14 protein-coding genes are annotated in these 14011 nt (G+C 72.4%); 5 read left to right on the top strand and 9 right to left on the bottom strand.

Annotation, left to right across the window (positions count from 1 at the left end; genetic code table 11):
- Window positions 1-45: 45 nt before the first annotated feature.
- Window positions 46-972, bottom strand: coding sequence for an SGNH/GDSL hydrolase family protein (locus EST54_RS25330; protein ID WP_129250036.1), 927 nt, complete (start codon window positions 970-972; stop codon window positions 46-48).
- Window positions 973-1293: 321 nt separating this feature from the next.
- Between EST54_RS25330 and EST54_RS25335 the strand changes: the two genes are divergently transcribed.
- Entirely contained in the window at window positions 1294-1788 is a 495-nt protein-coding gene (locus EST54_RS25335; RefSeq protein ID WP_093483003.1) for a DUF3145 domain-containing protein, read from the top strand.
- 119 nt (window positions 1789-1907) lie between these two features.
- Window positions 1908-2798 (top strand): NAD(P)-dependent oxidoreductase, encoded by an 891-nt coding sequence (locus EST54_RS25340; protein ID WP_129250037.1) that lies wholly within the window; start codon window positions 1908-1910, stop codon window positions 2796-2798.
- A gap of 82 nt (window positions 2799-2880) precedes the next feature.
- Here EST54_RS25340 and fabF read toward each other — a convergent pair whose 3' ends face one another.
- From fabF to EST54_RS25365, 5 genes are all read right to left on the bottom strand, one after another.
- Window positions 2881-4146 (bottom strand): beta-ketoacyl-ACP synthase II, encoded by a 1266-nt coding sequence (fabF, locus tag EST54_RS25345; protein WP_129250038.1) that lies wholly within the window; start codon window positions 4144-4146, stop codon window positions 2881-2883.
- Between the two features lie 77 nt (window positions 4147-4223).
- Window positions 4224-4472 (bottom strand): acyl carrier protein, encoded by a 249-nt coding sequence (locus tag EST54_RS25350; RefSeq protein ID WP_006605825.1) that lies wholly within the window; start codon window positions 4470-4472, stop codon window positions 4224-4226.
- 105 nt (window positions 4473-4577) lie between these two features.
- The gene (locus tag EST54_RS25355) at window positions 4578-5624 is read right to left on the bottom strand and encodes a ketoacyl-ACP synthase III (protein ID WP_129250039.1); all 1047 of its coding nucleotides are present in this window, start codon (window positions 5622-5624) and stop codon (window positions 4578-4580) included.
- A gap of 13 nt (window positions 5625-5637) precedes the next feature.
- The gene (locus EST54_RS25360) at window positions 5638-6603 is read right to left on the bottom strand and encodes an ACP S-malonyltransferase (protein ID WP_129250040.1); all 966 of its coding nucleotides are present in this window, start codon (window positions 6601-6603) and stop codon (window positions 5638-5640) included.
- A gap of 89 nt (window positions 6604-6692) precedes the next feature.
- Entirely contained in the window at window positions 6693-7877 is a 1185-nt protein-coding gene (locus tag EST54_RS25365) for a PucR family transcriptional regulator (RefSeq protein WP_129250041.1), read from the bottom strand.
- A 57-nt stretch (window positions 7878-7934) separates the two neighbouring features.
- On the opposite strand from EST54_RS25365, the gene EST54_RS25370 reads away from it, so the two are divergent.
- Window positions 7935-8606: a pirin family protein gene (locus EST54_RS25370; RefSeq protein WP_174857514.1), complete on the top strand. Its 672-nt coding sequence runs from the start codon at window positions 7935-7937 to the stop codon at window positions 8604-8606.
- A gap of 40 nt (window positions 8607-8646) precedes the next feature.
- On the opposite strand, the gene EST54_RS25375 is transcribed toward EST54_RS25370, so the two are convergent.
- Entirely contained in the window at window positions 8647-9468 is an 822-nt protein-coding gene (locus EST54_RS25375) for a serine hydrolase domain-containing protein (protein ID WP_129250043.1), read from the bottom strand.
- A 183-nt stretch (window positions 9469-9651) separates the two neighbouring features.
- On the opposite strand from EST54_RS25375, the gene EST54_RS25380 reads away from it, so the two are divergent.
- Complete coding sequence (locus EST54_RS25380; protein ID WP_129250044.1) at window positions 9652-10140, top strand: MerR family transcriptional regulator; 489 nt, start codon at window positions 9652-9654, stop codon at window positions 10138-10140.
- A gap of 7 nt (window positions 10141-10147) precedes the next feature.
- The gene (locus EST54_RS25385; RefSeq protein WP_129250045.1) at window positions 10148-11164 is read left to right on the top strand and encodes an aldo/keto reductase; all 1017 of its coding nucleotides are present in this window, start codon (window positions 10148-10150) and stop codon (window positions 11162-11164) included.
- A 61-nt stretch (window positions 11165-11225) separates the two neighbouring features.
- Here EST54_RS25385 and EST54_RS25390 read toward each other — a convergent pair whose 3' ends face one another.
- Window positions 11226-12464, bottom strand: a complete 1239-nt coding sequence (locus EST54_RS25390) for an acyltransferase family protein (RefSeq protein ID WP_129250046.1) — start codon at window positions 12462-12464, stop codon at window positions 11226-11228.
- A 168-nt stretch (window positions 12465-12632) separates the two neighbouring features.
- Window positions 12633-13799: an alpha/beta hydrolase gene (locus EST54_RS25395; protein ID WP_129250047.1), complete on the bottom strand. Its 1167-nt coding sequence runs from the start codon at window positions 13797-13799 to the stop codon at window positions 12633-12635.
- Window positions 13800-14011 lie beyond the last annotated feature (212 nt).

The raw sequence follows: 14011 nt of genomic DNA on the forward strand, positions 1-14011 counted from the left end.
ACCGCCCGCCGATCCCCGCGGGCGCCCGGATCCCGGGTGCGGGCGCTACCGCCCCGACCGGGTGACCACCTTGAACGCCAGCTCCGCCAGCTCCTTCTGGCCGCGGGTGCCGGGGTGGAACCAGTCCCAGGTGCTCAACTGCCGTCCGGTGAAGCGGTAGTCGAAGACCGACCGGTCGAACCGGCACAGCGCATCCTTGCCGCAGACCTCCGCCAGCGCCGAGTTGTACGCCCGCACCCGGTCCTGCACGCTCGCCCGCCGGTCCTGGGCCGCCTGCGTCAGATCGTCCGGATCGCGCAGCATCGACCCGCACAGGCCCAGCTTCCACACCTGCTTGCCCAGCGGGTTCTTGCGCCCCTCGGACCACAGCCGCAGCAGGTCCGGCACCGCCGCGACATACACCTGGGTGTGCGGCAGGGCGCGCCGCAGCTGCCTCATGGACCGTGCGAAGTCGGCCCGGAAGGAGGCCGGCGGCGTCATCGCCGCCACGTCGTTCCGGCAGGCGTCATTGGCGCCGATCAGGACCGTGACCAGCTCGGGCCTGCGGCGGGTGGCCGAGGCGACCTGTTCCGGCAGATCGCTCATCAGCGCACCGGTCCGGGCGAAGTTCCAGCTGTGGCCGGCGGGCTGTTCGATCAGCCGTCGGGCGAGGCTGTCGACCGCGGGGTCGGTGCCGGTGGCCCAGGAGACCCGGGGGCAGTCGGCGAGCACCGTACAGGCGTCGAAGCCGGCGGTGATCGAGTCGCCGAGCGCCGCGATCGAGCCGGGGTCGGTGCGCCAGACGGGTGCGGGCGGGCCGTGCCGCTTGCCCGACGCGCCGGAGTGTGCCGCGGAGTCGTCGCTACAGCCGGTGAGCGCGATCAGGAGTGCGGACGCCGCGGCGACGGTGCGTGAGGGGTACCGTCGGAAGCGGTGACGGCGGGCCCGGAAGGGCCGATTGAGGGGGCGAAAGGGCCGATTGATCTGCGTCATCCCCTGTCCCCTCCGGCGTGCGAGTGATATCTCTTCGAGTACCGACGGTACGTCACCACCCGACCGGAGCCGCGCGGTAGCTTTGCCCCGTGCCTTCCGGGCGGTGACCCAAAGTGGCAAGTGCAGTCGGCACGGACAAATTACATCACGTCATTTCCTGTCCCTTTTGCGGCAAATTCCGCCTAATGGTGTTTACTGTAGGTCACCAGCACGCTGGTGCCGAAGTGATCACTGGGGCAGAATGACCACTGTCCCGGCCGCAACCGGAACGGGCACGAGGCCGCTGGGGAAGGCGAACCTCGAACCGCACTGGAGGTCCCGGTGACGACCCGTGGAGTTCTGTACGTCCACTCCGCACCGCGCGCGCTGTGCCCGCATGTCGAATGGGCCGTGGCGGGCGTCCTCGGCGTGCGTGTCAATCTCGACTGGATCCGCCAGCCGGCGTCCCCGGGCACGTGGAGAGCCGAGTTCTCGTGGCAGGGCGAGGCCGGTACGGCCTCCAAGCTGGCCTCCGCGCTGCGCGGCTGGCATCTGCTGCGCTTCGAGGTGACCGCGGAACCCTGCGCCACCGCCGAGGGCGAGCGCTACAGCTCCACCCCCGACCTGGGCATCTTCCATGCCGTCACGGGCATCCACGGCGACATCCTCATCCCCGAGGACCGGCTGCGTGCCGCGGTCGCCCGCTCGGCGCGCGGCGAGACGGAGCTGGCCGCCGAGGTCGACAAGCTCCTCGGCAAGCCCTGGGACGACGAACTGGAGCCGTTCCGGTACGCGGGCGAGGGCGCCCCGGTCCGCTGGCTGCACCAGGTCGTCTAGGGCGCGCCCGCCGGATCGTTCCCTCAAGCGGGGCCGGTCCACCCGGCGCGCCGCCCGGCTGCACCCCGACACGCGACCACAGTTGCCTTGGAGTGCGCTCCAGGTCCTAGCGTGCCGTCATGGCCGACAACAACGCTTCCGACACCCTCTCCGTCGCGGTGCTCGGCACCGGAATCATGGGCGCGGCGATGGCCCGCAACCTCGCCGGGGCCGGTCTGGACGTCCGTGCCTGGAACCGCACCCGCGCCAGGGCCGAGCCGCTGGCCGCCGACGGGATCCGGGTCACCGGCACGCCCGCCGAGGCGGTGGACGGCGCCGACGTGGTCCTCACGATGCTGCTCGACGGGCCCGCCGTCCTCGACGCACTGCACCAGGCCGCCCCCGCCCTGCCGCCCGGTGCGCTCTGGCTCCAGATGAGCACGGTGGGGCCCGAAGGGCTCGCCCCGCTCGCCCGGTTCGCCGGAGAACACGGGCTGCGTTTCGTGGACGCCCCGGTGCTGGGCACCAAGGACCCCGCGGAGAAGGGGGAATTGACGATCCTGGCGGCCGGTCCGCAGGACGTACGGGAGCGCGCCGAGCGCATCTTCGGCGTCGTCGGGAGCCGTACCCAGTGGGTCGGCGAGGACGCCGCCGACGGCGCCGCCAGCCGTCTCAAGCTCGTCGTCAACACCTGGGTGCTGACGGTCATCAGCGGTACGGGTGAGACTCTCGCCCTCGCGAAGGGGCTCGGGGTGGACCCGCGCGACTTCCTCGCGGCGGTCGCCGGCGGGGCGCTCGATCTGCCGTACCTCCGGCTGAAATCCGAGCTGATCCTGTCCGAGAACTACCCCGCGAGCTTCACCGTGTCCGCCGCCCGCAAGGACGCCCGGCTGATCACCGAGGCCGCGCAGAACGCCGGCGTCCACGTGGATCTGCTCGCGGGGGCCGCGGAGCGGTTCCGCCGCGCCGAGGGGCAGGGCCACGGCGACAAGGACGCGTCGGCGGCGTACTACGCCGGATTCGACGACTGAGACGGCTGAGAGGGCCGAGACGGCAACGGGCCCGCCCGGTGACATGTCACCGGGCGGGCCCGTTACGGGTGCTGAGGGTGCCTCAGATCGAGCGGAAGGCCAGGACCACGTTGTGGCCGCCGAAGCCGAACGAGTCGTTCAGGGCCGCGATCCGGCCCTCGGCCGGCAGCTTGCGGGGCTCGCCGCGGACGATGTCCGCGTCGGCCTCCGGGTCGAGCTGGTCGATGTTGATCGTCGGCGGGGCGATGCGGTTCTTGAGTGCGAGGACCGTGGCCACCGTCTCGATACCGCCCGCGCCGCCCAGGAGGTGGCCGGTCATCGACTTCGTGCTGGTGATGGCCATGTGGTCGACGTCGTCACCGAACGCCTTGCGCAGCGCGCGGAGCTCGCCGACGTCACCGGCCGGCGTCGAGGTCGCGTGCGCGTTCACGTGCACGATCTCGGCGGGCTGGAGGTCGGTGTTGTCGAGGAGGTTCTGCAGCGCCGCCGCGATGCCGTTGCCGGACGGCTCGGGCTGCGTGATGTGGTGCGCGTCGGCCGAGATGCCCTGGCCGACGGCCTCCGCGTAGACGCGCGCGCCGCGGGCCTTGGCGTGCTCCTCGGACTCCAGGATGACCACGCCGGCGCCCTCGCCGAGCACGAAGCCGTTGCGGTCGACGTCCCAGGGACGCGAGGCGCCCTGCGGGTCGTCGTTGTTCTTGGACATCGCCATCATGTTGCCGAAGGCGACGATCGGCAGCGGGTGGATGGCGGCCTCCGTGCCACCCGCGACGACGACGTCGGCGCGGCCGGAGCGGATCATCTCGATCGCGTAGCCGATGGCCTCGGCGCCCGACGCGCACGCCGAGACCGGCGTGTGCACACCGGCGCGGGCGTTGAACTCGATGCCGACGTTCGCGGACGGCGAGTTCGGCATCAGCATCGGCACGGTGTGCGGGGAGACGCGGCGTACGCCCTTCTCCTTGAGCACGTCGTACTGGTCGAGCAGGGTCGTCACGCCGCCGATGCCGGAGGCGATGACGGCGCCCAGACGGTCGGGGTTGACCGACGTGTCCTCGCCCGCCTTGGCGGTGAAGCCCGCGTCCTTCCAGGCCTCCTGGGCCGCGATCAGCGCGAACTGCGCCGAGCGGTCCAGCTTCCGGGCCTGCGGACGCGGAATGATCTCGGACGGTTCAACGGCGATCTGGCCGGCGATACGAACCGGCAGGTCGGTGGCCCAGTCCTGTTCGAGGGTGCTGATGCCGGAGCGTCCGGCGAGCAGGGCCTCCCAGGTCGAAGCGCTGTCGCCACCCAGCGGTGTGGTTGCGCCGATACCGGTGACGACCACGGTGCGATTGGTCGCGTTCACGGGAATTCTTACTCCACGGGTAGAGGGGTCTGAATCGACGGCGCCACCGCGGGGTGGCGACATGCGCGTGAGCTGGATCAGCTCTGGTGCTTGAGGATGTAGTCGGTCGCGTCGCCGACCGTCTTGAGGTTCTTGACGTCGTCGTCCGGGATCTTCACGTCGAAGCGCTCTTCGGCGGCGACGACGACCTCGACCATGGACAGCGAGTCGACGTCCAGGTCGTCGGTGAAGGACTTGTCCACCTGGACGTCCTCGGTGGGGATCCCGGCGATCTCGTTCACGATCTCGGCGAGACCGGCAACGATCTCTTCCTGAGTGGCGGCCATGATGGCGCTCCTTCGGTCATTTTATGGGGAAACTGCGTTACTTGCGGTGAAGATCCGAGCGGCGGCCGGTACATCCGAGGACATCCGGCGTTGCGCAGATCTTGCCTAGGGGAGGGTAACGACCGTAGCGGCGTAGACGAGACCCGCCCCGAAGCCGATGACCAGCGCGGTGTCGCCGCTCTTGGCCTGACCGGTCGCCAGCAGCCGCTCCATGGCGAGCGGGATGGAGGCGGCCGAGGTGTTGCCGGTGGTCTCCACGTCGCGGGCGACCGTGACGCTCTCCGGCAGCTTCAGAGTCTTCACCATCGAGTCGATGATCCGCATGTTGGCCTGGTGCGGAATGAAGACGTCCAAGTCGTCCGGGCTGACTCCGGCCGCGTCCAGCGCCTGCTGGGCGACCTTCGCCATCTCGAACACCGCCCACCGGAAGACCGCCTGGCCCTCCTGGGTGATGGCGGGGTAGCGGATCTCCTCCGGGGCCGGGCGGCCCTCGGGGGCGTCCCCTCCGGGGACCGGGGTGGTGCGGTAGACGTCCCAGCCGAGGGTCTGCTTGATGGTCTCGGCCTTGTCGCCCTCCGAGCCCCAGACCGTCGGGCCGATCGCCGGCTCCTTGGCCGGGCCGACGATCACCGCGCCGGCGCCGTCGCCGAAGAGGAAGGCCGTCGCACGGTCCTCCAGATCGGTCAGGTCCGAGAGCCGCTCGACGCCGATGACCAGGACGTACTCCGCCGAGCCCTCGGTCACCAGGCCCTTTGCCAGGGTCAGTCCGTAGCCGAAGCCCGCACAGCCCGCCGAGATGTCGAACGCGGCCGGCTTGCCGGCGCCGATGCGGTGCGCGATCTCGGTCGCGATCGCCGGGGTCTGCTTGAAGTGCGAGACCGTGGAGACGATCACGGCGCCGATCTGCCCGGGCGTGATGCCGGCGTCGGCGATGGCCTTGCCGGACGCCTCGACCGACATCTGCGCCACGGTCTCCTCGGGGCCCGCCCAGTGGCGGGTCGCGATACCGGACCGCGAGCGGATCCACTCGTCGGACGACTCGATGTGCTTGAGGATCTCCTCGTTGGGCACGACACGGGTCGGGCGGTAGCCGCCCACACCCATGATCCGCGCGTACGGGGTGCCCTGTGAGGGCTTGATCTTCGAGGTCATGCGCTTCGGACTCCTATTCGGCCGGTGCGGAGCCCGCCGCGGCTGCGGCTGACGTCGTTTCGGCGATCAGCGTGCGGGCCGCGTCGAGGTCGTCGGGCGTCTTGAGGGCGAGGGTCCGCACGCCGGGCAGTGCGCGCTTGGCCAGGCCGGTGAGGGTGCCACCGGGAGCCGCTTCGATGAGCGCGGTCACGCCGAGCTCCTTGAAGGTCTCCATGCACTGGTCCCAGCGCACGGGGTTGGCCACCTGGCCCACCAGCCGTCGCACCAGCTCCTGGCCGGAGGAGACCAGCTGCCCGTCCTTGTTGGAGACGTAACGGGTCTGCGGATCGGCGACCGCCAGCTGGGCGGTCGCGGTTTCCAGGGCCGAGACGGCAGGTGCCATGTGGTGAGTATGGAACGCGCCGGCCACCTTCAGCGGTACGACCCGGCGGGTGCCCTCCGGCTTGTTCTCGACCAGCGCGGCGATCTGCTCGGCGGTGCCCGCGGCCACGATCTGGCCCGCGCCGTTCACGTTGGCCGGGGTCAGGCCCAGCTGCTCCAGATGCGGGAGGACGACGGCCTCGTCGCCGCCGAGCAGCGCGGCCATGCCGGTCTCGGTGACGGCGGCGGCCTCGGCCATCGCCTGGCCGCGGCGGCGCACCAGCGTCATCGCGGCCTCGTCGGAGATGGTGTTCGCCAGCGCCGCGGCGGCCAGTTCACCGACGCTGTGGCCGGCCACCGCGCCGACCTGCGTGGTGACGGCGTCGGCCGTCGCGAAGAGCTGCCGGGCGGAGAGCAGGGCGGAGGCCACCAGCAGCGGCTGCGCCACCGCGGTGTCGCGGATCTCCTCCTCGTCCGCCTTCGTGCCGTAGTGGACCAGGTCCAGGTCGATGGCGTCCGACCAGGCACGGAGCCGGTCCTCGACACCGGGGAGGTCGAGCCAGGGGGTCAGGAAGCCGGGCGTCTGAGCGCCTTGGCCGGGAGCGACGAGTACGAGCACCCTCACACTCTCTCTTGTGGGTGGTTCCGCCCGCCCGTGGGGACAGGGACCAAGAACCATCGGGGTAATTGTTGGTGTCCGACAAAAGTCTAGGGTTGCGCCTCACCGTCAGCCAGGCGCCCCAGAATCAGCGCGATACGGAGGGTGAACGCCGACCGCACATCGGAGGGTGACCAGCCGGTGACGTCGGTCACACGTCGAAGCCGATACCGCACGGTGTTGGGGTGCACGAAGAGCATCCGGGCCGCGCCCTCCAGACTGCTCGCCTGCTCCAGATAGACGCTCAGCGTCTCCAACAGTGCCGACCCCGCTTCCTCCAGCGGTCTGTAGATCTCCTCCACCAGCTGCTCGCGCGCCACCGGGTCCGAGGCCATCGCGCGCTCCGGCAGCAGATCGTCCGCGAGTACCGGCCGCGGGGCGTCCGGCCAGGCGGCACACGCCCGCAACCCGGCCGCCGCGGCCTGGGCCGAGCGGGTTGCGGCCAGCAGATCGGAGACCACCGGACCGGCCACCACGGGACCGGTGGCATACGGACCGATCAGTGCCTTCGCGGCCTTCAGCGGATTGTCCGAGCCGCCCGCGATCACCACCAGACGGGAACCCAGGACCCCGGTCAGCACCTGGAGCTTGGCGTGCCGCGCGGCCCGCCGGATCGCCTCCACGGTCAGTTCGCTGTCCCCGTCCGGGGCGGTGCCCAGTACCACACACACGTGCTCGGGGGAGTTCCAGCCCAGCGCCGCCGCGCGCGAGACGGCGCCCTCGTCGGCCTCGCCCGACAGCACCGCGTTGACCACCAGCGACTCCAGCCGGGCGTCCCAGGCGCCGCGGGCCTCGGCGGCCTGGGCGTAGACCTGGGCGGTGGCGAAGGCGATCTCCCGGGCGTAGACCAGCAGGGCCTCGCGCAGTACGGACTCATCGCCCGGCGCCGCGACCTCGTCGATCGCGGACTCCATGACCTCGATGGTGGTGCGGACCATCTCGACGGTCTGCCGCAGCGTGATCGCCCGGGTCAGCTCGCGCGGCGCCGTGCCGAAGACGTCGGTACTGATCGCCTGCGGGGTCTCCGGATGCCGGAACCATTCGGTGAACGCGGCGATACCGGCCTGGGCCACCAGGCCGATCCAGGAGCGGTTCTCCGGGGGCATCGCGCGGTACCACGGCAGGGTGGCGTCCATGCGGGCGATGGCGGCGGCCGCCAGTTTGCCGGACGAATTCTCCAGACGCCTAAGGGTCGCCGAGTGCGGGTGCGCGTCGCGCGATGCGGGTTCAGACACGGGACAAGCCTGCACTATCGGGGCGGAGAGGTGCGGGGGCGGGGCTACGGTGGGCCCATGATTCAGGTGCGTAGGGCCGAGGAACGCTACCGCGGCGGCGAGCCGGAGGCGGGTATCGAGTCACGGCACGCGTTCTCCTTCGGCCCCCATTTCGACCCGGACAATCTGCGCTTCGGGGCACTGATCGCCTGTAACGAGGAGCGGCTGGCCGCGGGCGCCGGCTTCGACGAGCACCCGCACCGCGACACGGAGATCGTGACCTGGGTGGTGGAGGGCGAGCTGACCCACCGTGACTCGGCCGGCCACGAGACCACCGTACGCCCGGGCGATCTCCAGCGGCTCAGCTCGGCCGGCGGCGTGCGGCATGTGGAGCGCAACGACGGCGCCGGGCCGCTGTGCTTCGTCCAGATGTGGCTGGCGCCGCTCGCATTCGGCGGCGAGCCCGCGTACGAGGTGGTGCGCGGTATCGCCGACGGCACCCCGTACGCGGTGCCGCAGGCCGGTGCGCTGCTGCACGTGCGCCGCCTCGCCGACGGTGAGCGCACCGCGGTCCCGGATGCCGCACGGGCCTATGTGCATGTGGTGCGCGGCGCCGTACGGCTCGGCGCGGAGCACCTGGCAGCCGGTGACGCGGCGCGGATCACCGACGGTGCGGGGCTGGAACTGCAGGGGCTGGCGGCCGCGGAGTGCCTGGTGTGGGAGATGGGGGCGGAGCCGGAGTACGTGTGAGACCGCGGCGGGCCCGGTGGTGTCCGGGCCCGTGCGCACGTCAGGCCGGCCGCGCCAGCTCGGCCAGCACCGCGTCGGTCAGCTGCGGCCAGACCTCCATCGCCCAGGGCCCGAAGGCCCGGTCGGTCAGCGCGATACAGGCCGCGCGGGCGTCGGGGTCCACCCACAGGAACGTCCCGGACTGCCCGAAGTGCCCGAACGTGCGCGCGGAGGACGTGGCGCCCGTCCAGTGCGGCGACTTGCCGTCGCGGATCTCGAAGCCCAGACCCCAGTCGTTGGGCCTGTGGTGGCCGAAGCCCGGCAGCACACCCGGCAGACCGGGGAAGGCCACCTGGGTCGCCGCCGTGAGCGTCTCCCGGGCGAGCAGCCGCGGTGCCTGCAGCTCGGCGGCGAAGTGGATCAGGTCGGCGACCGTGGAGACGGCGTCCTTGGCGGGCGAGCCGGGCAGGTCCGTCGAGTTCATGCCGAGCGGTGCGAGCACCGCCTCGTGCAGATACTGCGGGAAGGGGATGTCGGTCGCCTTGGCGAGGTGATCGCCCAGGGCCTCGAAGCCGGCGTTGGAGTAGAGCCTGCGGGTGCCCGGCTCGGCCATCGTGCGCGGCTCGTCGAAGGCCAGCCCCGAGGTGTGGGCGAGCAGATGACGCACCGTGGATCCCGGGGGCCCGGCCGGCTCGTCCAGCTCGACCGCGCCCTCCTCGACGGCCAGCAGCGCGGCGTACGCGGCCAGTGGCTTGGTCACGGACGCCAGCGGGAAGCGCCGCTCCAGGGGGCCGTACGCTCCGGCCACCGAGCCGTCGGCTCGTACGACGGCGGCAGCGGCAGTGGGCACCGGCCAGTTCTCGATCATCCGCAGGCTCTGCATGCACACGAGCCTAGGGGGTGGCGGCAACCCCCCGTCGTCCGCCACCGGGCCGGCCCGCGCCGCCCCAAATCCCGGTCAAGATCGCGCTTGCTTGGAGTGCGCTCGAACTCTCTAGCGTTGGAGACGTCGAGAGGCGCCCGGCGAAAACGCCGGGAGACATCCGGCGATCAGGGGAGACGGGGCATGACGGTCATGCAGGGCGAAACGGCCACGAGCGGCGCGGCCACGGCCGGCCTGCGGCCCGCGACGGAGCGCGGCTGCGGCACCACACCCCCGCACCCACGGCCCACCGGCCACGACCGGTACACGATCAGCGAGGTGGCGGAGCACACCGGCCTGACCGCACACACCCTGCGCTGGTACGAGCGGATCGGCCTGATGCCGCACGTGGACCGCACGCACACCGGGCAGCGGCGCTTCAGCAACCGCGACCTGGACTGGCTGAACCTGGTGGCCAGGCTGCGGCTGACCGGTATGCCGGTGGCGGACATGGTCCGTTACGCCGAACTGGTGCGGGCCGGCAGCGGCACCTTCGCCGAGCGGGAGCGGCTGCTGACCGCGCACCGCGAGGACGTTCGCCAACGGATCGCCGAGCTGCACAGCACGCTGGACGTACTCGACCACAAGATCGAAATCTATGCCGACGCCCGGCGGGCGTCCGAGAGGTGCTGAGGTCCGTATGAGCAGCAAGAAGATCGAAACGGTCGAGCTGGGCACCGGCGGCCCGCGGGTCGGCGTGCAGGGCCTGGGCTGTATGGGCATGAGCTTCGCCTACGGTCCGACGGACGCCGACGAGGCGCGGGCCACGCTGGAGCGGGCGCTGGAGCTGGGCGTCACGCTCTACGACACCGCCGACATGTACGGGGTGGGGGAGAACGAGAAGTTCCTCGCCCCGTTCCTCCGGGCGCACCGCGACGAGGTCGTGCTCGCCACCAAGTTCGCGATAGCCGCCGACCCCGAGGACCCGACGAAGCGGATCATCCGCAACGACCCGGCCTACATCCGCCGGTCCGTCGAGGGCAGCCTGCGGCGCCTGGGCGTGGACGAGATCGATCTGTACTACATGCACCGGCGCAACCCCGACGTCCCGATCGAGGAGTCGGTCGGTGCCATGGCCGAGCTGGTGGCCGAGGGCAAGGTCAAGCACCTGGGGCTGAGCGAGGTGACCGGCCCCGAGCTGCGCGCGGCGCAGGCCGTGCACCCGATCGCGGCGCTGCAGTCCGAGTGGTCGCTGTTCAGCCGGGACATCGAGCGGAGCGTGGTGCCGACCGCCGCCGAGCTCGGCGTCGGCGTCGTCCCGTACTCCCCGCTCGGCCGGGGCTTCCTCACCGGCGCGTTCGTCAGCGCCGACAAGGAGCTGACCGCGGACGACTTCCGCCGCACCCAGCCCCGCTTCACCGGCGACAACGCGGCCGCCAACGCCGCGCTGCTGGAGCCTGTCCGCAGCATCGCCGAGGCGCACGGCGCCACGCCCGGCCAGATCGCCCTGGCCTGGGTGCAGCACCAGGCAACGGCGCGCGGTCTGGCCGTCGTACCGATCCCCGGCACCCGCAAGCGCAGCCGCATCGAGGAGAACGCCGCGGCGACCGGGATCCGGCTGACCGCGCAGGATCTGGCGCTGCTGGAGCCGATCGCCGGGAAGGTCGTGGGGGCGCGGTACGCGGACATGTCGTCCACCTCGGCCGGGCGGGAGTAGGTGTTCCGCGGGGGCCGGAGCGGCTCGCCGGCCCCCGAGGAACCCGCACCACGGCGGGGAGTTACGCGAGCCCCAGCGCGAAGGCCGCGAACCCGGCGGCCAGCAGCGCCGCCGCGGTGCGGCGGGCCCGGGTGACACCGGTCCAGGGAGCCTCGAAGCGACGGGTGGCGCGGGCGATCAGGAGCAGTACGGCGGCGAAGACCGGCAGCCAGGCGAGCCGGGCGAGCAGCCAGCCGACGGTGTCGGGCGCCACGGTCAGCCCGGGCACCGGGCCCAGGAACGACGCGGGCACCGCCGCCGTCAGCATCGCCGTCTGGTGCCAGCACAGGATCGTCATCGCGGAGAGGTTGATGACGACGACCGGCGCCCACAGGGCGGGCCGGCGCAGGAGTCGGGCGAGCCGGTCCCGCAGCAGGATCGCGGCACCGGACTGGGCTGCGGCCAGCGCCAGGACCAGCAGCGACGGCGGATGGGAGTTCGTACGGTCCTGACCGGGGACGCCGACCATGCTCGCCGGGTAGTGGAAGAACAGCAGCAGCGCGGCGAACAGCACGGCACCGCCGAGCAGCAGCGCCCCGGCGGCGCGCCGGCCGAGCCGCCGCTCGCCCCAGCAGACCCCGAGCTGATAGGCGAACAGCCAGCCGGGCAGGAGGTTGAGCAGGCTCAGCCACGAGGGCATGGCGTCGGCGAACGGCCCGTAGCGCAGGAAGTCCACCCCGGCCACCGCCACCACCAGCGGCGCCGCCGCCCAGGCGCCCATCCGCCGCGCGGCGCGCACGCAGTACGGCGTCAGCGCGGTGGTCCCCGCGTACACCGCGACGAACCACAGCGGCTGGATCACCAGCGTCGCCCCGGTCCGCAGCGTCGCCTCCGGCACCCCCAGCCCGTACAGGAGCAGCAACAGCGCGGCCCATACGGCGGTCACTCCGACCACCGGGCGGCCCAGCCGGACGAGCCGGCCGCGCAGCCAGCTGCCCACCGGCGTGCCCCGCCCCAGGGCGCGCCGGTAGGAGAGCACCGACGCATGCCCGCCGACCAGGAAGAAGATGCCGAGCATCTGGAGTACCCAACTGGCGGGCGCGAGCAGGCCGAAGGCGGTCAGCGGACTGGCGTTGTGCAGTGCGCCGCCGGCGTCCAGGGTGAAGCCGCCCAGCAGCCAGTGGCCGGTGGGCACGGCGAGCAGCGCCAGCGCGCGCAGACCGTCGATCGCACGGTCGCGGTCCGCGGGCGTACGGTCCTCGATCCGGCGGGCCGTCCGCCGGGCGGCGGATCTGAGCGGGGCGAGAGAGGCGGTGTCCATGAGGCGTCCTTGGGTTCTTCCGTCGCGGAATCGTCGGTCGTTCAGTCCTTGGGGCAGGTGCGTGCGTGGTGCGGGTGCGGGGCTTGCGGGGCTCGTGCGGTGGTGAACGGCGGTGCGTACAGGGCTCGTTGGCAGGTGACGGCGGATAGCGGAGGTCAGCGGTCGGCGTCAGTGCACCGCGTCGTAGCGGCCCAGCACGATGGCCGCGACGTTGTGGAGGGAGTCCGTACCGGGCGCGAGATAGCCGGTGTGTCCTACGGCCCGCACGGCGGGGAGCCGGCGGGCCCCGAAGGCGGGATCGGTGGGGTCGGTGCCGTGGCCCAGGCCCAGGAATTCGACGTGCGGGAGGTCACCGATCCAGTCGGAGGCGTCCCGCCCCGCCCAGACCCGGGCGGAGGTGCGCAGCTGCGCCACGCTGTCGCGACGCATACCGGGGGAGCCGAGGACGATCAGGTCGGCGAGGCCGCCACCGCCCAGCCGCGGAACGGCCAGCCCGCAGACCACCGAGCCGTAGCTGTGGCACAGCACCGCCGGGGGCCGGGCGCCGACCGCGGTCAGCCCGGACAGCAGGCGGGCCAGCCGCGGCGCCCCGGCCTCGGCGAGCCGCCCGGTGGCGGCGTCCGGACCGAGCCCGACCGGTGTGGTGTACCCCGCCCAGGCGATGACCGCGGTACGGCTCCCGGGCGCATCGGCGGCCAGTTGGGCGCGCAGCGACCTGGCCATGCCGGTCGGCGTGCCGTACGGGTCCGTCGCCCGGTCGAAGGACATCAGATCGATGTCCGAGCCCGGCACGATCACGGCGGTGTGCTCGGCGGTGGCCAAGTCGCCGTGGACTTCGGCGACTTGGCCCCGGCCGCGCGGGTCGAAGGCGAGGATGCGGCGGCCGGGTGCGAGCAGCGCGGTGTAGCGGCGGGCCACGGCCCTGTCCTGACGGTGGTCCTGGAGGGTGCCGGCCGGGTCGTCGGCGCGGGCCAGCCGGCGGTCCCGTTCCGCCGCCAGGGCACGGGAGTTGGCCTCGTACCGCAGCGCGAGGGGCGCACCGTCGAGATTGCCGACGGTGAGCGGATGCCGGGCCACCAGCTCCTGCCGCTGGCCGTCGGTCAGCGCGGCGAAGAAGCGGGCGACCTCGGCGGGGGCCGCGGTCGCCGGGTCCGGCAGCCGGACGCCGAGCGAGTGGTCGGCCCGCCAGGCGGCCGCGCCGGGCGCCGGACCGGTGACCGCGGTCTGTGCGCTGCCGGCCGCCCAGCCGCCGGTGCCGGCGGCCACGACCACCGCGAGCGCGACGCCGACGAGCGTGCGCCTGCTGCGTCGGGCGGCGCTGCGCAGCCTGGACATGTGGGTCTCCCTCCCGTTGGTGGCGGAGGGAAACGTAGGAAGGGGGTGGATGACGCGGCGTCACACCGCGGGGCCAACTCCCGGGTGATACCGGGGTAGGGGGTCCGGCCCGCTCCTCGTCCGAAAGGAGGAGAAGGAAGAGAAGGAGGAGGGAGGGGAGGGAGAGGAGACGGGCCGCTTCGGGGGCGCCCGCCCCCGGCTACGCTCCCCCC

It is taken from the genome of Streptomyces sioyaensis (assembly GCF_004122735.1).
GTDB lineage: Bacteria > Actinomycetota > Actinomycetes > Streptomycetales > Streptomycetaceae > Streptomyces > Streptomyces sioyaensis.

Coding starts and splice junctions, on each gene's coding strand:
- EST54_RS25350 (WP_006605825.1), bottom strand. CDS start 4,472: ATGGCCGCCACTCAGGAAGAGATCGTTGCCGGTCTCGCCGAGATCGTG.
- EST54_RS25355 (WP_129250039.1), bottom strand. CDS start 5,624: ATGACCTCGAAGATCAAGCCCTCACAGGGCACCCCGTACGCGCGGATC.
- EST54_RS25375 (WP_129250043.1), bottom strand. CDS start 9,468: ATGCAGAGCCTGCGGATGATCGAGAACTGGCCGGTGCCCACTGCCGCT.
- EST54_RS25330 (WP_129250036.1), bottom strand. CDS start 972: ATGACGCAGATCAATCGGCCCTTTCGCCCCCTCAATCGGCCCTTCCGG.
- EST54_RS25380 (WP_129250044.1), top strand. CDS start 9,652: ATGACGGTCATGCAGGGCGAAACGGCCACGAGCGGCGCGGCCACGGCC.
- EST54_RS25390 (WP_129250046.1), bottom strand. CDS start 12,464: ATGGACACCGCCTCTCTCGCCCCGCTCAGATCCGCCGCCCGGCGGACG.
- EST54_RS25395 (WP_129250047.1), bottom strand. CDS start 13,799: ATGTCCAGGCTGCGCAGCGCCGCCCGACGCAGCAGGCGCACGCTCGTC.
- EST54_RS25385 (WP_129250045.1), top strand. CDS start 10,148: ATGAGCAGCAAGAAGATCGAAACGGTCGAGCTGGGCACCGGCGGCCCG.
- EST54_RS25340 (WP_129250037.1), top strand. CDS start 1,908: ATGGCCGACAACAACGCTTCCGACACCCTCTCCGTCGCGGTGCTCGGC.
- EST54_RS25370 (WP_174857514.1), top strand. CDS start 7,935: ATGATTCAGGTGCGTAGGGCCGAGGAACGCTACCGCGGCGGCGAGCCG.